We start from the raw sequence: 20,770 nt of genomic DNA, 5'->3' as shown, positions 1-20,770 counted from the left end.
TCTCTAGAGTAACCATTTTAGGCGATTAACATGATTGCATTCATTAATCAACGGGAATGTAAAGTGTTTTTCCCTCTATTAATGGGGCTTCTGTATCGAGACCATTAAAAGTTGCGATTCGATTTACTCCATTATTATTACCATAGTAAGCACGGGAAATCTTATGTAAATTATCTCCTCTTTTTACTTTATACAATTTACTTTTTATTTTTTTTTCAGGTTTTTGTTCGCTTTTAGTTGGTTCAGGTTTGTTTGAGGGTGGGACTGAAGCTGGGCTAGTTTTCTGGTCAGCAGTAGGTTTATTAGCAGATGGGGTAGAGCTACCAATAGGTTTAGCAGTGACTTTCGTTCCTCCCTCTCCTTTTTCTCCTTCCATCGCCAACGATGAATTATTTGTTGGTTTCTCGTCATCTAGCTTCTTTTGTATTCCTGTTGTTGCTACATTTGACTGATCTGCCCCTTCCCTATTTACAAGAGGTTCGGGCACTGTAACTGAAATTCCTGTTCCCGAAGCAATTGCATCTGTTCGCGTGTGGTTTTCGCTAAAAAAAGATGTCGTTTGCGACGTATTCATCTCTTTCCAGATGAACAATACACCTGCCACGACTACTGCACCCGCTAGCGGAACAATCACCTTCCATCCTCCTCCACTGGTGAGCTTAGTCGAGGCTTTTACTGGCTTACTAGATTCTTCGTTATCATTCTTTGCAGGTAGCTTTTCTGTGCTTGTACGATTTGCTTGCTTTTTTTGTGCTTGTTTTTTATGATTTTTTAACCTTGTTTTTCTAGGTGGTAAGCCGAGCAGGGTTTCCTGTTGCCCTTCCATTCGCTTACCAACATCTCTACCTTCCATCATATTTCCTCCCCTTTTTGTTACGTATCTTCATGTGAATGTGTAGACTTTGAACTGTATTTTAAAAATAGCGCAAGAATGAAATTGATAGTAGCATGAACAAACATAACTGTGATCAGACTATTGGTCCAGGTAAAAAGTACGCCTAGTAAATAGCTTGTAAGAAATACCATTCCAATGAGTATAGGTTTTTGTAAATATCGAAAATGAATAGCTGTAAACAGTAAACTTGTCCAAAAATTCCCGACCAACTCATAAACCACACCACGAAAAAGCCATTCTTCACTAATTCCTACTGCAACGCAGAGTAAAACCGTAGTTGGAATAGAAAGGGAACGAAAAATTCGTTCATTCATCCCACCATCATCTATCCAGTTTGGTGGAACTGTTTTTTCAATAATAATATTACTAGCTACAACAAGGATGATCAAAATGGCTGCATATCCGAGGTAAGCAGGGTGCAAAGCAAAAAATAGATGCCACAGTTCTGTCTTGGTATAAAGAAACCATGATCCTAGTATGGCAATCAAGAGAACAATGCCTTGTGTGAGCCATAGATTGAGTAGCAACGTACGGTCGTCTAATTGATCTAGCTGATTGTTTCTGTTCACAATGAAGCGGCCCCTCCCTCGTTTGATGGTCTATGAGGCAACAATCGCTCCAATGCTTCTTGCAGATTCCAGGCTGATTCCTGAGCAACCCTTTCCGGTTTTGTAGACTCAAGATAAAGAGTTCTGTTGATCCCACAAGCTCTACAACATGATTCGGGGTTGTTTATCAGCCTTTCCCCAAAATAGGCTAGCAATGATTCCCGATAACAACCAGATGACTGAATCCACTCCTGCATATTCCCCAATTTTGCATATTTAGAACGCTTTACTAGCTGTATTCGTTGCTTCATAGTAGCAAGGACTACCTGGGGATCATGCGGTTGAAACCAGTAGGTATAACCGCTTTTTCCTAGTTGGACGCTGCGGACAGCTCCTGCTTCCTGTGCATAATAAAATAAGAATCTAGTTACATTTTCACCAATACCAATAGCTGCAAAAAGTTCCTCATGTGTGAGTTTTTGCTCATACCCCTCTCTTGCTAGAACAACAGAATCAGATGCATGAACTGAATTACGAAGCAACTCTAAAAAGGCAACTAGCTCTTCATCCGTTGGATATTCATTTTGGAAAAGACGGTGATGAATATGCACATCCTCTTCCTGTACATACAGGCAAGCATATCCGGGGTGTTGATCGCGCCCAATCCGTCCAACCTCCTGTGTGTAAGCCTCTATGCTTGCAGGAAGATGATAGTGGATAACAAAGCGGATATCTGACTTATCAATCCCCATTCCAAACGCATTCGTTGCAATAATCACATCTAATTGATTCGCAATAAATTGCTCTTGAATTAAAATACGCTCCATCGGGTTCATTCCACCATGAAAGCCACTTACTCGCTGAATTCCCTCCCGCTGGCACAGCAAGACTAGTTGATCTACTGCTTGTCTTGTGCTGCAATACACGATGCCTGGCTTTTGGCACTCACGTAATTGAGCAAGTAATTGTGTTTTCTTGTCCGCCTCATCGCTGGCTTGATAAAGATCATAGGCAATGTTAGAACGATTCACACTATGTCGGATCTGATTATCGAGGTCAATATCAAACAAATGTGCAATCTCTTGCGCTACGCTATGTGTAGCAGTAGCCGTAACAGCTAGCACAGGAGGTTGACCTAATGATTTAACCAGAGACGGCAGTTTTAAATAATCCGTGCGAAAGTCATGTCCCCACTGTGAAATGCAATGAGCCTCGTCAATCGCTACCAAGGACACACCTCTTTTTTGAAGTAGTCGGATGATAGAAGGTTGTTGCAACTTTTCGGGGGAAATGTAGACAAGCTTGTATTTGCCCGCTTCTAGCTCATCTACTATTAAACGAATTTCGTCGCGATCCAAGGAACTATTTATATAAGTCGCTAGCCGATGTCCGTTTTTTAATAATTGCTGAACCTGATCGACCATCAAGGAAATTAACGGGGAAACCACAAGTGTGATGCCAGGTAGCAAATAAGCCGGAACTTGGTACGTAAGCGACTTTCCCCCTCCTGTAGACATGATTCCAAGTACATTTTTCCCTTGTAAGATTCGACTAATAATCTCCTCTTGTCCAGTACGAAACGTAGCATGACCAAAGTACTGTTGTAAGATAAGACGAATTTTTTTCATATTTGTTTCCATGATGACGCTCCTCTAAGGGCTAAAGCCAATCGTATTTGCAAATAACTGTAGTCATGACCCAATTCATCCTTTAACAGTCGCAATCGTTTGGTTTGTAATCGCTCGCTCGCTTCATGCACAAATTCAATTTGTTGCTCGCTCACCCAACGTCCATATTTACAAGGAAGAGACATTAAGGCTACTTCAATCAGGTGATCCTCTACAGTATTTAACTTAATGGCACGCCTAGAAGCAATTTCCTCAAGCGTTATATCTTTTTGGAGCATTTTATATGTTTCCCAAGCACTCATACTGATTGGAGGCTTTTGTGCTGATTGAAGCTGGCATAGCTTTTGTAACAATGGAAATTGCCCTGACTTGTTCTCTTTTACCTCACAATACATGCTACTCCAAATCGACAGCAACTTTACCTCCGTGAATAGAAATGATTCACGAAATTGGTAGGCAATTTGCCGAGATGTGAGACCTACTTGTGAAGCCCCTGTCCATTGCAAAAAAAACTGCTGTTGCAAGCTTGGCTCAAGCATGTCCATAAGCAGATAGAGCTCAGCTGCTAATCCATTAAGCCAAGCTGCTCGTCCTACCGGTTCTGCCAGCAGTTGCTTTATTTGACGTTGGATTTCTCTATTTTGCACAATTGGTGAAAAATGAGCGTTGGCATACAAAAGCTGAGAAATAGTTTGAACCATGAGCAAAGCCTGTAAACGAAACAAGGTTGCTTCCTCTGTTATCGAAATCCCATTAATCTCAGATAACCACCGTTCCAACTGATAGGTTTTATTTTGTTCACAAAGTTGTTGATAACCAGAACTAGTTAGCTCAAAGCTTGATATAGCATTCTTTTGCGCTACATTAGTATTTGAGACCCACTTTTTTTCCATGAGATTTTTCATGGTTTGCTCCCACAGCCCTCTTGAAATCCAAGGGAACAGCCGATAATAGGAGTGGAGGTTAAAATTATTCACATCCTGCCAAACTTGATTAGCTTTACGTCCTTTTACCATGTAGTAGAGAGATTGAGGAGTTCGTTCCCCTTGCAACACAGCTAGTCCGTTCAACACAACAGTTTCAAAAAAATGGAAATCTCGTTCCTCCATGGATCAAAGTTTCTCCTTCACGATTGATTCATTTCATTATTTTATCATGGAAACAGCGACAAAAAATGATTTGTAATGTTTTTGCTTTAGACGGAGGGATACCTATGACAAAGCGTTTGTCCAAGCACGAGTACATCGTTACATACATGATTATCTTATCATTAACTTGTTTGGTTGTCGGATTTTTTTGGGGAGCAAACGTGGTTCAATCTAAAATGAATCAGCAGCTATCCCAACTCCAGCAGTTAACACAACAAACACATAATCAAGAAAAACTCATTCGTGAAAAGAAACTATATCCCGAGCAAGATTTCACCAATTATTACTACAGTTTTTATGAACCACTAAGCACTTTTCAAACCGATTATTTTTATTATGTAGCCAACTTACAAGGAAAAACATTGCAAGAACAAAAAGGAGTTCATGACCAACTTAAACAAGTGGTACAAGCTAAAATTAAACAACTAGAAACAGTTTATATCGGTGATAGTTCTCCATTGCTGGTTGCATCTAGAAATCAATTTTTGAAAAGCCTACATACCTTACATAATAGTTTAACTCAAGCCATGGCAGATGCTAAAGGCAGTCACTACTCCTCCGAAGACATTGCAGCCTTAAGACATGCCAAAGACTTTCAATCAGAATATTTGCAAGCTCAAACGAAATTTTATCAAGCTATTGCTATGTGGGAGCAAATCTATGTACTACAACACTCTATTGGAGATGTTGATATTACCTCGCTGACATTTGCAGCTTGGGATACACTGCCTTTTCATTATCGTAATTACATATCTGCTCGTTATATGGAGAATATTAGAAGCATACCTCAATTCTTTCCTCAGGATTTGACTGCTTCTATCGATGCCCGTATAAAAAATAAAGAGACAGTGAAATTAGGCTGGCAAAACATCCCGTTTGGTGTTAATGTATTGATTGCAAGCAATGGGGTACATGCTGGAGATTTTGTACAAGTAAACAAAAAGATCTATCCTGCCCTAACATTGCCTGAAGTGCCGATTTATCATAAATAAAGTCGTGTTCTCGGTACATATTTAGACGCGATTCATTCTTGTAATCGGCATAAAGTAATTATACAATAATTGTGTAAGCTGGACGTACTATCAAGGGGGCAGGAGGTGAAACCATAATGACTACATGGGTAGATAAAGATACCTGTATTGCGTGTGGAGCCTGTGGCGCCACAGCTCCTGATGTATTTGATTACGATGATGAAGGTTTGGCGTTCAACACGATTGACGACAATACAAACACTGCTGAGATCCCTGATATCTTACACGATGATGTTCGTGATGCAGCAGACGGTTGCCCAACTGACTCTATTAAAATCGACGGTTAATCGATTACAATCAAATAAGGAAGACCAAAACCACTTATCTCTGCTTTAGCAGTGTGAGTGGTTTTTCTTCTGCTCAAATCTGGTATCCCCCAATAAAATTTTCTTTTTTTATAGGTAAGTTTACTTCCTAAAATCCGAATATTTTTCCGTAACATTTTTATTTATCACTCCCTCATCACCTGTTGAACCACACCGGATTTTTATTATTTTTTGTCATTTATCTCTCGTTTTCTACCGGTTAGTCCCATTTTCTTCATATTACAAAAACCGTACATTCAACTGTTTTTACATCATGATTATGTAACTCCTCCATTTATTTACGAACAACTTTGACACCACACAAAAACAATGTTCTTTCTTTTTCTATTTTTCTTCTTGACGCTACTGTTGTACGGTGATAAAGTAAGTTCTAACTTTAACAGCTACATACGAAACAACTTTGACGAAGAGATGCTTTTACAGGAAATCCCCAGAGAGCCGGTGGTTGCTGCGAACCGGTGATTCCGTTAAAAGATGAGCACTTCCGAGTTGGCAAACCCAGCCCGCTTGCGGTCGTAGGTTTGAACGGATGATCCGTTATCTCTCAGGTCTTGTTACCTGGTAAGGTTCTTTTTTGCGAAAAGAAGAACAAATGAGGGTGGTACCGCGAATATAACTTCTCGCCCCTCACTACATCATGTGTTTTGTAGTGGGGAGGCTGAGAGGTTTTTTTATATGCTCAAAAAGCAAGATTCTACGTGTAAATAAGTAATAGAGATATATTTAGGAGGATGAGAATCATGTTCAAAGAGAAAATCATATTACGTATTCCTGGCCCTACTCCAATTCCACCTCGCGTGCAACAAGCAATGAACCGTCCCATGATCGGTCATCGCAGTGGTCAATTTTCTCAAATACTATCTGATGTAGCTGAGAAAATAAAACCGGTATTCGGCACTGCACAACAAGTGTACGTACTCGCAGGAAGCGGTACAAGCGCATTGGAAATGAGCGTAGTCAATACTTTGCAAGCAGGAGATGAAGCAATCGTCACGATTAGCGGAGCTTTTGGCGAACGATTCGCAAAAATCTGCGAACGTTATCAAATTAAAGTTCATCGTCTAGAGGTTGCTTGGGGAGAAGCAATTACCCCTGAACTCTTGCAAGATTTTCTAATGCAGCATCCCATGGCAAAAGCTGTTTTTGCTACCTATTGCGAAACATCCTCAGGTGTTTTAAATCCAATTCCTGAATTATCACAGGTCGTCAAAATGCACAGCAACGCTCTATTTATTGTAGATGCGGTCAGTTGCTTAGGAGCTGTGCCTTGCGAAATGGATGAGTGGGGTCTGGACATCGTTGTAACAGGTTCGCAAAAAGCATTTATGCTACCTACTGGACTTGCTTTCATTGCAGTAAGCGAACAAGCTTGGAAACGAATTGAACAGATCACTCCTCAAGCCTTCTATCTTGATCTCAAGGCGTATCGCAAAAGTATGGCAGAGCAAACAACGCCTTATACTCCTGCCGTATCACTCGTGTTTGGATTAGAAGAAGTGGTAGCAATGCTCGACGAAGAAGGACTTCCTCAGGTATTTGCTCGTCATGAACTTATGAAAAAAATGACAAGAGCTGCAATGAGAGCATTAGGATTGCCATTAATGACAGCTGATGCATACGCCTCGCCAACTGTTACATCCGTAGATCCTGGCGATTTATTTAATGCTGAGGAACTACGTAAGATATTGCGCACCAAGTATAATGTGATCATTGCTGGTGGACAACAGCATTTAAAAGGTAAGATTTTCCGCATTGGTCATATGGGCTATTGTGATCCACAAGATATGTTGACTGTAATTTCACTCATTGAAATCTCTTTGCAGCAGATTGGTTATGAAACGACATTAGGTGCCGGTGTACGTGCGGCTCAGGAGGTATTGATTCAACATGGATAAATTTCGCGTATTAATAAGTGATCCCCTAAGTGAACAAGGTATTCAGCAACTACTGGACGCTCAAGATGTGATCGTTGAACAAAAAACAGCTTTATCACCGAGTGAATTACTTGAGATCATCGGGGAATATGATGCTCTATTGGTCCGGAGTCAAACACAGGTGACTGCTGAAGTCATACATGCAGCTAAGAAACTAAAAGTAATTGGTCGTGCAGGTGTTGGTGTTGACAATATTGATATTAACGCAGCCACGGCAGCCGGTATTGTAGTCATCAACGCTCCAGATGGCAATACGATTTCCACTGCTGAGCACTCTTTTGCAATGCTAATGGCAGTTGCCCGCAACATTCCTCAGGCTCATAAAAAGTTGGTTGATGGAACATGGGATAGAAAAAACTTTCAAGGTGTAGAGCTTCATAATAAAACCTTAGGAATTATTGGAATGGGTCGAATTGGTTCGGAAGTTGCTAAACGAGCAAAGGCTTTTCAAATGAACGTAATTGGTTACGATCCTTATTTGACAAACGAACGTGCTCAAAAGCTTGGGGTAACAAACGGCACTGTGGATGATATCGTTACACAAGCAGACTTTATCACCGTGCATACTCCACTAATGAAAGAGACCAAACATCTTTTAAACGACAAGCAATTTGCTAAAATGAAACCTACCACTCGTGTGATCAACTGTGCACGTGGCGGAATTATTGATGAAAAAGCCTTGTTACATGCATTAGACAACGGACTGATTGCTGCAGCCGCACTTGATGTATATGAAGAAGAGCCTCCTGTCAATAATCCATTGGTAGGTCATCCACGAGTTGTTACAACTCCTCACCTAGGGGCATCTACTGTGGAAGCTCAAGAAAACGTTGCAATTGATGTATCCGAAGAATTACTTAAAGTATTACGTAATGAAACTTTCAAAAACGCAGTAAACTTACCTACTGTGGATGCTCATTTGATGGAATGCGTACAACCCTTCTTCTCACTCTCAGAGAAATTAGGACAATTCTTAGCTCAGCTCACAATCGGTGCATTACAAGAAGTGAAAATTACGTATAGTGGAGAATTATCAGAAATGAGCACCTCTCCATTAACTCGCACGATTTTAAAAGGCTTATTAGCTTATCGATTAGGTGCCGAAGTAAACTACATTAATGCACCCTATCTAGCAAAAAAGCGGGACATCTCGGTTACAGAAGAAAAATCAACAATTTCTCGTGGTTTTACAAACTTAATCACCGTGACACTCCGCTCCAATCTAGAGACAAGAACTATTGCTGGTACTCGCTTAAATGGCTTTGGTGATCGAATTGTTAAAATTGATCAGTCCACCATTGATGTACAGCCCCAAGGCTACCTAATGTACGTTCAGCATAATGACCGTCCGGGTGTTATTGGATATGTTGGTAGCGTGCTTGGTCAAAACGGTGTCAATATCGCCACCATGCAGGTAGGTCGCAAGGATGTAGGCGGGGATGCCATTATGATGCTAACAGTCGATAAACCACTCAGTGCTGAACTGTTGGATGAACTAGGTCAATCCCTTGAAATCTCTAGCGTAACGCAAATTGAATTGTAATTAGGAAAGAATTAAAGAAAAGTATAGATTAAACTTTAGACAGCCAAACTGATAGAGATTCTGCCTTTTTGGCTGTTTTTCCCAAAAAGTAAAATATCAAGTATAACCAAAAAAGCTAGGAGGAAATCATAATGGGCAGCCAGGCTTATCTTGCGCTTACGTTCTTTCTTCTTACGTACGCATGTATCATCAGTGAAAAAATCCATCGAACAATTATTGCGATGGTTGGTGCTGTCCTGCTGATTATAACAGGCATTGTCAGTCAAGAACATGCACTTCATTACATTGACTTTAATACACTTGGGCTTCTGATTGGCATGATGATCCTAGTAGCAATCACTTCTCAGACTGGTCTTTTTAAGTATATGGCGATTAAAGCTGCTAAATTAGCGAAGGGCAACCCCGCCATGATTCTCATCTATCTTAGCTTGATTACAGCGCTGGCTTCCGCATTTTTAGACAACGTAACCACTGTCTTATTAATTGTTCCCATTACTTTTAGTATCGCTCACTCCCTTAGAGTAAATCCCATTCCCTATCTCATTAGTGAAATTTTAGCCGCTAATATTGGAGGTACAGCAACATTAATTGGTGACCCACCAAATATCATGATCGGTAGCGCTGTTCCTGAGCTAGACTTCATGGCTTTTCTAACAAATCTAGCCCCTATCATTGTGCCTATCATGATCGTAACGCTTGCCTTATTATATTTTATTTATCGTAAGCAATTAGTGACAACTCCAGCTTTGCAAGCAAAAATTATGGAATTAAATGAAAAGGAAGAGTTGACCGACATCCGCTTAGTAATAAAATCTCTTATTGTACTAGGTCTTACCATCACAGGTTTTGTTATTCATAACCTGCTGGGATTAGAAACAGCTACCATCGCTTTAACAGGTGCTTTTTTCTTATTATTGATAACCGGTGAAAACTATTTAGAGGGTGCTTTGTTACAGGTAGAATGGACAACCCTGTTCTTCTTTGTGGGGCTATTTATTTTGGTAGGTGGATTAGTAGAAACAGGAGTAATCGATTTACTGGCGAAGAAAGTAATGTCACTAACAGGCGGAGGAGCTATGAGCTCAGCTTTTCTCATTCTCTGGTTAAGTGCAATCGCATCTGCATTCGTCGATAACATTCCATTTGTGGCTACTATGATACCCCTGATTAAGGGCTTAGGCCATTTGGGTATACAAAATATAGAGCCCCTTTGGTGGAGTTTATCACTTGGAGCATGTCTAGGCGGAAATGGAACTGTAATCGGTGCTAGTGCTAATGTTATTGTGATCGGTTTGGCAATGAAGGATGGTTATCGCATTACATTTCTAGGCTTTATGAAAGTCGCTTTCCCACTCATGCTCCTCTCCATATTGATGGCTAATCTCTATGTGTATCTGGTTTATTTCATGTAAAAGGAGGAAGAACCATGGTTACGTATACGTACAACGAAACATTCATCCACATTGAAGAAACACAAAACGAGAAGGATGTTACCTTTCGTGTAGAAGTAAAATCAGAAGTAATGCGCGATCGTATTAAAGAATTGCGTAACTATCTAAACAACGACAAAGACTATACAGACGCATTATTTTATACCGATCAGCAAGGAGTCTTTGAAATAATCGTTCGTAATGATTACTATTTGAAATTTTTAACTGAAGCCTTCCGCTTTCATTGTTTAGAATCCCTAAGTTGGAGCGAATAGTAGGACTATCTAAAATCACTTTCAGTTGTAAAAAAAGCCAAGTGCTTAGGATGAAACTCCTATTGCCTTGGCTTTTATACTTGGATTACATCAACTTAACCAATCAGGAAACTTGGTATTAAAAACTACGTATGCGTTATTCCCCTACTCGTTAGGCTTTTACTCTGCTCTTTCTAAGCATATTGATGGACTCAGGGCCACCATCTTCTTTTTTTATGGTTTTCTCCCCTGGTTTAATAGCAAATAAAGAAAGAATCGCTGCCACCAAGCAAATTCCCGCTACTGTCAAAAACAAAAAGCGATGCGAAACTGTAATCAAATAGGCAAATAGCGGCGGACCAGATGCAACTCCAACAAACCGGGCACTATTGTAAAACGCCGTAATAGTTCCTCTCTCTGCTTTATCAAAGCGTTTAGTCAAAAGAGCATCTAGACTTGGAAGTGTCGCACCAATGCCGGCACCACTAACACATAAAAGAATAAGGAACAGATATATGCTTTGTGGCTGGCTAAGGCTAATCCAAAGCATACTGCCAAACAGGATCAACATTCCCGAAAAGGACAGCCACTTCATTAACTGCTTATTTTCTCCAATTAGCCTCCCTGTCACATAGGATACAAGGCATAAGGATGCTAATGGTATTGCTAGAACTAATCCTTTTTTTATGCCTTCCCACTTATACTGATCCTCTAACACGGACGACAAATGAAAGAGTACTCCAAATAAAACAAGCATAGAGATACACCCGATAGCAAACACCGCATATAGCCAACGACCCTCTGCTTGAAAAATAGCCAGAATGGACTTTTTATATTCTTGGAAGCTTTTTGGTGTTTGTTTCTCCTGTGGAACTTTAACAAAAAAGGCTACTAGTAAAAGAGAAACTAGGCAAAAAATAGGTGTTGCCAAAAAAGGTAAATACCAGATCAACGTCGCTAACCAAGCGCCTAATACAGGAGATAGCACTTTTCCAAAGGTATTGGATGTTTCAATAATACCTAGACCAGAGCTAACCTCCTTTTTATTTTGATACATGTCCCCAATTAACGGCATAACAATAGGAAACGCTCCAGCCGCCCCCACTCCTTGCAAGGTACGACCAACTAGAATCATCATATAAGGATTAGCCATTTTCCAAGCTGCCCAGCCTGATAACAGACCACCTAGGCCAGCAATCAGTAGACTCGGTATGATAATTGTTTTTCGACCAATGCGATCTGACAAAAAACCTGCCAGAGGTATAAGTAAAATAGCTACTACAGAATACGTAGTAATAAGCATACTTGCTTGCAAAGGAGAAATCCCCAGCTTCTTTTCCATAATTGTCAAGACTGGAATAAGCATGGAATTACCCAATGTCATGACAAGAGGGATTGATGCCACAGAAATAAGGTCCCACGTTTTTTTGTCTTCCATAGTAGATTAGCTAATGACCTTTCCGAAAGCAGAAATAGAGATGATGATCATGTTGTTTTCCTCCCTCAACTCATACTTCTTTTACTATTCCTTTTATGTATTTTGTTATGAAAGGTAAATTTTAGTTAGTTGTAGCCTCTCCACAACAAGAAAAAGCATGCGAAGACAACCGTAGTTGCTCACATGCTCTTCACAAATCGATGTTTGATTAAAACTCAATCGTTGCAATTTCACTTACATCACGCAAAATAAATTCTGCATTCGCTTGTTCAAATTTCTCCCGAGCTTCTTCTCCTGTTAATCCTGTCAAAGTAGCTGCAAACTGACAACCAATCGATCTAGCAGCCATTAAGTCAGCAACGGAATCTCCAACAACTAGCAGATTCTGACGTTCTTCCTCCGTTAGCTGACAGGAAAGTGCAGCAGAAACACCTTTGCCTCTCGTCAAATAACCTTGAAAGTAGCAGTATGGATGTGGCTTGGAGAGTGGGGCAGTGTCTGGGAATTGCTGTTCTGCTTCCAATACATGCGAGGCAGTTACAATACGATTTGGGTCAAAGAACTCTAAAATCCCAAGCTCTTTTAGTGGAACATACGTCTCGATAGAAGGGCGTCCTGTACCTACTCCTAAGCGATATCCTCGATCACGCAAGCCTTGTAGCACTTCTCTCATAACGGCTGGTTCAATGATTGGAATTTCATCTGACAAAAATCCTCTTTTTCCTACCTGATGGGCTGCTCTGCCTATGGAGTCTGCTATCAGCCCGTCACCTAGATACCATTCTTGGAATGTCTCTTGGCATAGTTCCCACAGCGAGCTAGTTCGCGCAAAAATGTTAGTTGATATTCCACATTTTTCATAGGCGATTTGATTGAGATAGAGTAGCATCTCACTCTTCTCTACATTTCCTTTTGTAAAATCCGAAACAAAAGCAGCATAGTCAGGAACAAAGGAGAGATTTTCCGATCTCACCAAAGCTTGAATTTTTCCAATCTCTTCTCGACCAATTTGATTCGTTAACAGTGCACGAACTTCCTCTGGCTTGGATTCTTGTAATTTTGCAACAAGACTAACAAGATGGTAAGAAACAACTAAATACACCATATCCCAGTTAGAGTTAATCCCCTGCGCTTTCATAAAGGTCAGCACCTGGTCATTTGCAAAAATTTCGGAACGGACACGTCTGATCACCTTTTCCTCAGGAGCTGGCACGAAATCCTGTCCCTCTATTCCAAGATATTTTTCGCTAAATAACATTTCCCAAATCGTCAGAGAAGAAGCATCAAAATATCTTTCTTCGCTTAGAAATACACCATCCACATCAAATAAAATCGTTTTGTTCATCCCCAAAAAACACTCCATTCTCTCATCCATCTTACTCTCTATCTATGTGATGACTGGTATTGTAATGGTAAAGGTTGTTCCTTCCTTCATCTTACTTTGAACAGATATTTTTCCGTTATGGGCTGCTACAATGTTTTTTGCAATAGCTAAGCCTAATCCAGTTCCTGCTCGACCACGAGTTCGAGCTTTATCTGCTTTGTAAAAACGCTCAAAAACAAATGGTAAATCCTCTTGAGGAATTCCACTACCTGTGTCAATGACCTCAATAGTTATTTTTCCTGTATCCTCATTCTTTATACGAACAGTGATAAGTCCACCATCGGGAATATGACGAATTGCATTGTCAATTAAATTGGTCAGCACTTGCTCCATTTTGTCCGGATCAAAAGAAATCCACCCATAATCCGTTTGTATATCAAGCTTGATGTCGACATTACGTTCTGCTGCTCTGTTCGCAAATTTGCGCAATACTCGTTCGAAATAAGGAAGAAGCTCTGTTAGTTCTTCATGGAGCTCCACATGCCCTGCTTCCATACGTGCTAAGCTTAACAATTCATTTACTAGCTTAGTCATCCTAACTGATTCATCATAAATAATCTTTGCTAGCTCCTTATGTTCCTCTGGAGTGGAAGCAATACCATCTACAATGGCTTCACTATAACCCTGTAGCATGGACAGAGGCGTTCTTAATTCATGCGAAATATTTGCAACAAAGTCTTGGCGTAATTTGTCCAGTTTCCGCTCTTTAGTCATGTCCCGCAGTACAGCGACAGCTCCTCGAACTTGATTGTGATCGTATAGCGGTACCATCACAACAGACCAGAAACGCCCTTGTGCTTCAAAATCTTCCATTACTTCTTGTTCTGAGAGCAACATTTTTTGATACAATTCCTGAATAGGCAAAGGACGACCTTGATTTTCAAAAGCCCAATCCCGAGTAAAATCTTCTGCCTGAGGATTGGTTAAAACGACACGCCCCTTTTGATCCATCATGATAACGCCATCAATCATACTACGTAAAACAGTTGCCATTTGCTCCTTTTCATGCGAGAGAGCATTTACTACATTACGAAGTTTTAGCGTCATGACATTAAAAGCAGCCGCTAATTCTCCAATTTCGTCAGTCGATCGAAGGGGTATCTCCGTATTAAATTCTCCTTCAGCGATACGTTGAGCAGATTGTTTAATCTGACGCAATGGTGAAGTGATACGTGAAGATAAAAAGAACGCGAATACCGTCGTTAAAATAAATCCAATGACACCCACAACAAAAATAAGTTGTCTAATCTCTAGATAAGTACCATTCACTTCTTGGATGGCTTGATATAAAATAAGTGCGGATTTTTGTTTTCCATCAAAGGAAATAGGAATAGCCATGGCCAGAAACTGTGTGTGTTCAAGACTATCTGAAGCTTTATCTCCAAAAATCAAACGATTAGGTCCCACCTGTTTTCCTGCAAAAGCATCAGCTATGGGAAATCCCCCGCTGTTTAATAGCTTATCCAGAGTAATGGACGGTTGTTTTTCATCAGTCGTTTCATGAACAAGAACGCGTTTTTGCTCATCTACCACAAGCAGACCTGTATGGTACACCGTCAAGAGTTTGGAAGCCATCGTTAGCATTTCTTTTTGATCACGCACAGTTTCCAGATTAGCAGCAACTTTTGTTCCAAGAAGAGCCAAATCAGCCGACTGCTTTTTCAGATAATAACTACCAAAGGACTGAACAAGCAGGAGGCTGAAAATCGTAAGTACCACCGCGAATAACGCTATGATTGTCATCCAAAGCTTTCCGACAACACTTCGCAGGATATTATCCACTTATTTAGGCACCTCGAGTTTGTAACCTACGCCCCAAACGGTTGAGATCATTTGAGCAGCGTCAGGAGAGACTTTGTTTAGCTTTTCTCTCAGGCGTTTAATATGCGTATCCACGGTTCGCAAATCTCCGAAGAAATCATAGTGCCATACGTCCTTTAGTAATTCTTCCCGTGTAAATACTTTATCTGGAGATAATGCTAAATAATGCAACAACTCGTACTCTTTTGGAGTCAGATTTACTTCTACACCATTCGCTGTAACCTTGTGAGCATCATGATCGATCGTTAACTCTGGAAAAACCAGAATGGAATGACTCGATACCGTATCCGTTTTTAAATAAGCAGTAGCAGAAGAACGACGTAAAATCGCTTTTACACGAAATACAACCTCACGTGGACTAAACGGTTTTACTACATAATCATCTGCGCCAGCCTCGAAACCGTTTACCCGATTGGTTTCTTCTCCTTTAGCGGTCAACATGATGATTGGCGTCGCTTTTTGCTCACGAATTTTTTCACAAACTTCGATTCCATCCATACCAGGCAGCATTAGATCGAGCAAGATAATATCATAATCTTGATTTAGTGCCTTATCTAAGGCTTCTTCTCCATGCTCTGCCTCATCAATATAGTAATTCTCTCTCTCCAAATACATCTTTAGCAGGCGACGGATTCTTTCTTCGTCGTCTACGATGAGGATTCTTTCTTTCTCCACCCGGATCACCTCTGCTACAACATTGAAATTAATTGTTAAATGAGTACTACAACCTACCTATCTAAAATAGCCTATACGTCTTGATAGTACAAGTAAAAAGCTGGCGTGCGACCAGCTTTTTTACTTGTTAGCAAATTTTTAGAGCTAAGCACCTGCATAAGAGTGCAAGCCTACGATCACCAAATTTACAACAACCAGCGTTACTAATATAATAACAAACCCTAGTACTGCCATCCAAGCAGATTTTTCTCCAATCCATCCTTTTGACAAGCGAAGGTGCAAATAAACACTATAAAAGAGCCATACAATCAACGCCCACGTTTCTTTTGGATCCCAACCCCAGAAACGCCCCCATGCTTCATTCGCCCAGATCATAGCGAAAACAAGCGCTCCTAACGTAAAAATAGGGTATCCAATAGCAATTGCACGGTAGCTAATCTCATCGATTAGCTCTGGATCAATATCATCTAAAGATGGTTGAATCGCTGCTGCAATACGTTTACGTAAAATCAATCGTAAGAGACCATAAAGCACAAGTCCTGACAATACGGACCAGATCATCGTATTAAATTTGCGAGCCGCATCTTTCCCATGCATAAAGGACGGGGCTTCAAATAATGGCTTGATTGGACCCTCTTTGATGATTTTATACTCTTGTGGTGCCACAATTGCCGGCAATTTATACTCGACCTGCTGCATATTTTTAACAATAGCCGGGTTATTTTCATCATAAACTGGAAACTCAAAGGTGGTTCTCAGACTTGGTGAGGAAAAGGATGCCGATACAACAATAAAACCAACCATCATTAAAACAACACTTATGGAAAATTCTAACCAAAAGGTACTTGCTGATTTTTTGATTTGCGGAATAGTGCGAATTAAGTACATGAGCCCCGCAGCAAATCCAACTGCCAAAATTCCTTCCCCAAACGCTGCTGTAGTAACATGAATCTTTAACCAGTAGCTTTGTAATGATGGAATAAGTGGCGTCACCTCTTTAGGAAAAACACTAGCATAGGCTAGCATAATAGCTGCTAGCGGCATCGCGAAGGCGCCCAGTACCCCTAGCTTGTAGATATAATAAAGCAGTAAGAATGCGGCAACAATACATATTGACAAGAAGGAAATAAATTCGAACATATTGCTGGTAGGGATACGCCCAGAAGCGGCCCATCTTATGATAAATTGCCCCAAATGGCCTAAAAATCCAATTACAGTGATTCCCACGCCAATCTTTGCATATCGTGCCTGGTGCGCCTTTGCATCCCTGTTAGACCAACGTTTTCCCGTGATTGCTACCGCAAATACTATTGTAGCGATCAAATACAACACAAAGGCCATCAATAATAGATTGCTACTTATCTGTATCAATCGTGAGAACCCCTTTCTCTACGCTTTCTTCTTCGATTTTTGTTTATCTTGTTCAAGAATGAGTTCCAATGGTAAATCCAATTGTTTCACCAGATTCTTAGCTTCCTGTTGTAAACCAAACCAGTTTTTATTGGTGTGACCGGCTAGATACAGCTCATTATTTGTAACATGCACCCAAATCCGGCGATGTTGCCAATAGAAGCCCATGACTAACCCAATCATCGTAATAAAAGCCCCGAAGTAGATTAACGGAATCATGGTATCCTTACGCACCAATAAGCCGCTTGAATCAATGATATCAGGCTTATGTACTTCTAAAATGAAGCGAGGTGATTTTGTATTTTCAATAAACCCACCGGCTACGTATGCTAATCGTTCGCTCTCATTTGTTTTCGAATCAATAATTTCCAATGCAACCATCGGATTATTTGGTAAAGTTGTTTTGGTCGTCGGTACCCCATCTTTGCCTAGCTCAAAATCTGGGAAATAATCCATGACACGCACAACGTAATGATTGCCTACTTTTTGTTCCTTTTTAGGCTCATACAAATCAATTTTAAACGAGCCAACTCTCTTTTCCTTCTCTTTGGCATCATATAAATCAAAATTAAGTGCGCCCAGCATTTGTTCTCGACGATCCAATTGGTATAAAAGAATTCCCTCGTAAGTCAGCGGATGATTTACGGTAATTGATCCTCTTTTGACTTCCACCAATTTGGGCTTGGCTCCCGCTAGCCCTTCATTTTCATTTTTGTATAAAACAGCATCAGTCTGGTAGTTCTTCGGGATCACTTGCCCTTCTTGTAATGGAAGATCTTCAGCAAATTCATCCTTTGTATAATATTCAGTCTTATAATCTAGATTTTCAATATAGAGCTCAGTTCCTGGCACTTTTACGGTTTGCCCTTCACGCACCCAAATCGTATCCTCTAAAAAGAATTGTGGTACACCACGCAGCAATACACCTAACAAGAAAATAATAAGTCCAATATGATTCACATAGGGACCCCATCTACTAAACCTTGCTTTTTCTCCCAATACGGAATTACCTTCCCGATAGACGCGATAGCCTTTTTTCTTATACCAGCTCTGCACTTGTGCAAGCTTTTCTTCAACGGAAAGTCCCTCAGGTAGTAACATATCTGCGTGTAATTTCTGCCCTTTATAAAACGAAAGATGCTGATTCAAACGTGGTTTATTCAACGCTTTGTACAACGGTATTACCCGGTCTAAACTACAAATAACCAATGATATTCCTATCATTACTAATAAGGAAACAAACCACCAAGATCCATACATTTCATGAAAGCCTAAAGCGTAATACACCTTACCAAAAAAACCGTACGTTTGTTCATAAAATAAAGCTTTGCTGGGTTCATCTAGTAAAGGGACCGGGACATATTCTAACTGCGGCAGGATTGTACCAACTCCTGCCATCACCAAGGTAATGATTATTATGATGATTGCGATTTTTACAGAAGAAAAGAAGTTCCAGACTTTATCCACTACCGAGGTGGAGTAAGTCTGGGAACGGCGAGCTGTCCCTTCATAACGCATATCAGGAAACGCTTTCTTTTCATCCGTCTCTTTAACAGGCTGTAAAAGAGGTATACCGCAGGATTCACACAAAAGCGTTCCCACCGGGTTGGTGTGTCCGCATTCACATTTTCTTTGATCCATGTTCGTGTCCTCGCTTACGGTTTAGTTTGTCTTGACAGGTCTAATCTTTTCGAGCGCGGCATTTATTCTCTTTTCATTCATTTGTCCAATGATGATATCTTGGACGATACCATCCTGATCAATATAAAAAGTACTAGGCATTTGTCCAATATTATATACTTTTGTAACTTCTTTCTGCTTATCCATCAAAATGGGAAACGTGGTTTTTACCTGACGGACAAACTGCTCAGCAGATACCTCCGATTCTCCCACATTGACCCCTACGATTACAATATTTTGATCCTTATTGGCAAGCCATGCTTTTTCTAAGTCCGGCATTTCATTTCTACAGGGCTCACACCAGGAACCCCAGAAATTAAGGATGACTCCCTTACCTTTTAGATCAGCTAGTGTCATCGTCTCACCATCCAAGCTTTGCAAACTGAAATTAGGTGCTTTATCCCCTTTTTTAATTTCGTTTGGCTTGGCAAAGCTTGTGTACACAGCAAAAACGAGAGCAACTAACAAAACTCCCAAAATGGCAACTCGCATTGATGTTCTTTTCTGTTTATTCACATTTGCTCACCTGACTTTGTTCAGAATCGTTCCAATTATTACTCATTCCTTCTTTATTATAGCTTGCCGCTATTTTAAACGAGTTGGATATTTTGAACAACTTTTGAACGATGTGCAGTTAATCACAAACGTTTGTTCGTTTTTTTCTAACTTTTTTTAACTCACTCCGCAATCGTTCTACTTCTCCCTTTTGTAAAAAACGATATGTACCGAGATCAAGATTGCCTAACGTAAGAAAGCTAACCTGAATTCGTTGCAAAGTAATTACGGGATGTCCAATTGCTTGACACATCCTACGTACTTGACGATTACGGCCTTCATGAATGGTCAGCTCAATTAATGTGCGATTTTTCTTGGCATCTCTCTCCAAAATTCTTGCTTTCCCAGGAGAGGTCATTCCGTCCTCCAACTTAATACCCTTAGCTAGTTGTAAGACACTTTCCGTTGTGGGCATTCCTTTAACCCAGGCCCGATATACCTTATCCATCTCAAATGACGGATGAGCCAAGCGATTAGCCAATTCTCCATCGTTTGTCATAATAAGCAGACCCGATGTATCAAAATCTAAACGCCCCACTGGATAGACCCTCTGAGGAATTTTTTTGATCAGATCACGAACGGTTTTACGTCCTTCAGGATCACTCATGCTTGTAATGACCCCTGTTGGTTTGTTGAGTAAGACATAGACATGTTCTTCTTGTGCTATGGACTTGTTATCAACCAGAATTTGATCTACGGAGGCATTTACCTTTGTACCTAGCTCCGTTACCACTTGTCCGTTTACTTTTACTCTACCTTGCTTTATCAGTTCTTCACAGCTGCGACGTGAGGCGACACCCGCTTGTGCCAGCACCTTCTGCAAGCGTTCTTCCATATAGACCACCCCTCACACATTCTACCTATTTCCGGCAGGTTGGACAAGAGCACGGTTGGCAAAGATTGCAAGTCAACCATACATAAGCATCTTTTTTTGAAAAATACACATAACACCGGAATCATAAGCAACTATCTAAAAAACAAATAAGAATGCTTATCTTATAGGTTTGAGCAAGATGCCACTCATTATCCGTAAAGAATACCACTGAAAAATGAATAAAAAAGCTTGTATC

General features: G+C 40.5%; 19 protein-coding genes and 1 other annotated feature. Of the genes, 6 read left to right on the top strand and 13 right to left on the bottom strand.

The features are described from left to right. Positions 1 to 43 precede the first annotated feature (43 nt). Genes ACQV1I_RS09835 through ACQV1I_RS09820 form a run of 4 tightly spaced genes read right to left on the bottom strand, consistent with a single transcriptional unit; the run spans position 44 to position 4,180 of the window. Complete coding sequence (locus ACQV1I_RS09835) at positions 44 to 853, bottom strand: LysM peptidoglycan-binding domain-containing protein (protein WP_116333780.1); 810 nt, start codon at positions 851 to 853, stop codon at positions 44 to 46. A gap of 20 nt (positions 854 to 873) precedes the next feature. After that, positions 874 to 1,464, bottom strand: coding sequence for a CPBP family intramembrane glutamic endopeptidase (locus ACQV1I_RS09830; RefSeq protein ID WP_116333779.1), 591 nt, complete (start codon positions 1,462 to 1,464; stop codon positions 874 to 876). Beyond that, positions 1,461 to 3,083, bottom strand: a complete 1,623-nt coding sequence (locus tag ACQV1I_RS09825; RefSeq protein WP_116333778.1) for a RecQ family ATP-dependent DNA helicase — start codon at positions 3,081 to 3,083, stop codon at positions 1,461 to 1,463. The genes ACQV1I_RS09830 and ACQV1I_RS09825 overlap by 4 nt, the downstream gene beginning before the upstream one ends. Next, on the bottom strand, positions 3,068 to 4,180 hold the full coding sequence (locus ACQV1I_RS09820) for a helix-turn-helix domain-containing protein (RefSeq protein WP_116333777.1): 1,113 nt from the start codon (positions 4,178 to 4,180) through the stop codon (positions 3,068 to 3,070). The genes ACQV1I_RS09825 and ACQV1I_RS09820 overlap by 16 nt, the downstream gene beginning before the upstream one ends. A 104-nt stretch (positions 4,181 to 4,284) precedes the next feature. Between ACQV1I_RS09820 and ACQV1I_RS09815 the strand changes: the two genes are divergently transcribed. Beyond that, positions 4,285 to 5,211: a hypothetical protein gene (locus tag ACQV1I_RS09815; RefSeq protein WP_116333776.1), complete on the top strand. Its 927-nt coding sequence runs from the start codon at positions 4,285 to 4,287 to the stop codon at positions 5,209 to 5,211. A gap of 116 nt (positions 5,212 to 5,327) precedes the next feature. Further along, a complete protein-coding gene (locus ACQV1I_RS09810) occupies positions 5,328 to 5,537 on the top strand; it encodes a ferredoxin (RefSeq protein ID WP_018670169.1) in 210 nt (69 codons plus the stop codon). Here ACQV1I_RS09810 and ACQV1I_RS09805 read toward each other — a convergent pair. Continuing rightward, entirely contained in the window at positions 5,534 to 5,692 is a 159-nt protein-coding gene (locus ACQV1I_RS09805; protein WP_161555069.1) for a hypothetical protein, read from the bottom strand. The genes ACQV1I_RS09810 and ACQV1I_RS09805 overlap by 4 nt on opposite strands. 275 nt (positions 5,693 to 5,967) lie before the next feature. Continuing rightward, positions 5,968 to 6,207, top strand: a binding site (T-box leader). A 109-nt stretch (positions 6,208 to 6,316) separates the two neighbouring features. On the opposite strand from ACQV1I_RS09805, the gene ACQV1I_RS09800 reads away from it, so the two are divergent. From ACQV1I_RS09800 to ACQV1I_RS09785, 4 genes are all read left to right on the top strand, one after another. After that, the gene (locus ACQV1I_RS09800) at positions 6,317 to 7,471 is read left to right on the top strand and encodes a pyridoxal-phosphate-dependent aminotransferase family protein (RefSeq protein WP_094698932.1); all 1,155 of its coding nucleotides are present in this window, start codon (positions 6,317 to 6,319) and stop codon (positions 7,469 to 7,471) included. Beyond that, entirely contained in the window at positions 7,464 to 9,053 is a 1,590-nt protein-coding gene (gene serA, locus ACQV1I_RS09795) for a phosphoglycerate dehydrogenase (RefSeq protein ID WP_094698934.1), read from the top strand. The genes ACQV1I_RS09800 and serA overlap by 8 nt, the downstream gene beginning before the upstream one ends. A gap of 131 nt (positions 9,054 to 9,184) precedes the next feature. After that, positions 9,185 to 10,465 (top strand): ArsB/NhaD family transporter, encoded by a 1,281-nt coding sequence (locus ACQV1I_RS09790; RefSeq protein ID WP_116333775.1) that lies wholly within the window; start codon positions 9,185 to 9,187, stop codon positions 10,463 to 10,465. 14 nt (positions 10,466 to 10,479) lie between these two features. Then, complete coding sequence (locus tag ACQV1I_RS09785; protein WP_094698937.1) at positions 10,480 to 10,758, top strand: hypothetical protein; 279 nt, start codon at positions 10,480 to 10,482, stop codon at positions 10,756 to 10,758. 151 nt (positions 10,759 to 10,909) lie between these two features. Here ACQV1I_RS09785 and ACQV1I_RS09780 read toward each other — a convergent pair whose 3' ends face one another. The 8 genes from ACQV1I_RS09780 to ACQV1I_RS09745 all read right to left on the bottom strand — a co-directional run bounded on the left by ACQV1I_RS09780 (position 10,910) and on the right by ACQV1I_RS09745 (position 20,535). Further along, entirely contained in the window at positions 10,910 to 12,175 is a 1,266-nt protein-coding gene (locus tag ACQV1I_RS09780; protein ID WP_094698938.1) for an MFS transporter, read from the bottom strand. Between the two features lie 208 nt (positions 12,176 to 12,383). Continuing rightward, positions 12,384 to 13,520 (bottom strand): HAD family hydrolase, encoded by a 1,137-nt coding sequence (locus ACQV1I_RS09775; RefSeq protein WP_116333774.1) that lies wholly within the window; start codon positions 13,518 to 13,520, stop codon positions 12,384 to 12,386. 42 nt (positions 13,521 to 13,562) lie between these two features. Then, positions 13,563 to 15,341 (bottom strand): ATP-binding protein, encoded by a 1,779-nt coding sequence (locus ACQV1I_RS09770; protein WP_116333773.1) that lies wholly within the window; start codon positions 15,339 to 15,341, stop codon positions 13,563 to 13,565. Further along, complete coding sequence (locus ACQV1I_RS09765; protein ID WP_094698943.1) at positions 15,342 to 16,055, bottom strand: response regulator transcription factor; 714 nt, start codon at positions 16,053 to 16,055, stop codon at positions 15,342 to 15,344. Positions 16,056 to 16,199: 144 nt separating this feature from the next. Next, complete coding sequence (gene ccsB / locus ACQV1I_RS09760) at positions 16,200 to 17,426, bottom strand: c-type cytochrome biogenesis protein CcsB (protein WP_094698945.1); 1,227 nt, start codon at positions 17,424 to 17,426, stop codon at positions 16,200 to 16,202. A gap of 18 nt (positions 17,427 to 17,444) precedes the next feature. Beyond that, complete coding sequence (gene resB / locus ACQV1I_RS09755) at positions 17,445 to 19,106, bottom strand: cytochrome c biogenesis protein ResB (protein ID WP_116333772.1); 1,662 nt, start codon at positions 19,104 to 19,106, stop codon at positions 17,445 to 17,447. Between the two features lie 21 nt (positions 19,107 to 19,127). Beyond that, the gene (gene resA / locus ACQV1I_RS09750; RefSeq protein ID WP_116333771.1) at positions 19,128 to 19,661 is read right to left on the bottom strand and encodes a thiol-disulfide oxidoreductase ResA; all 534 of its coding nucleotides are present in this window, start codon (positions 19,659 to 19,661) and stop codon (positions 19,128 to 19,130) included. A gap of 118 nt (positions 19,662 to 19,779) precedes the next feature. Continuing rightward, the gene (locus tag ACQV1I_RS09745; RefSeq protein ID WP_094698950.1) at positions 19,780 to 20,535 is read right to left on the bottom strand and encodes a pseudouridine synthase; all 756 of its coding nucleotides are present in this window, start codon (positions 20,533 to 20,535) and stop codon (positions 19,780 to 19,782) included. Between the last annotated feature and the right edge of the window lie 235 nt (positions 20,536 to 20,770).

It is taken from the genome of Brevibacillus sp. JB24b, assembly GCF_051713385.1.
GTDB classification, from domain to species: domain Bacteria; phylum Bacillota; class Bacilli; order Brevibacillales; family Brevibacillaceae; genus Brevibacillus_B; species Brevibacillus_B laterosporus.
This window is presented reverse-complemented; position numbering and strand designations above follow the sequence as displayed.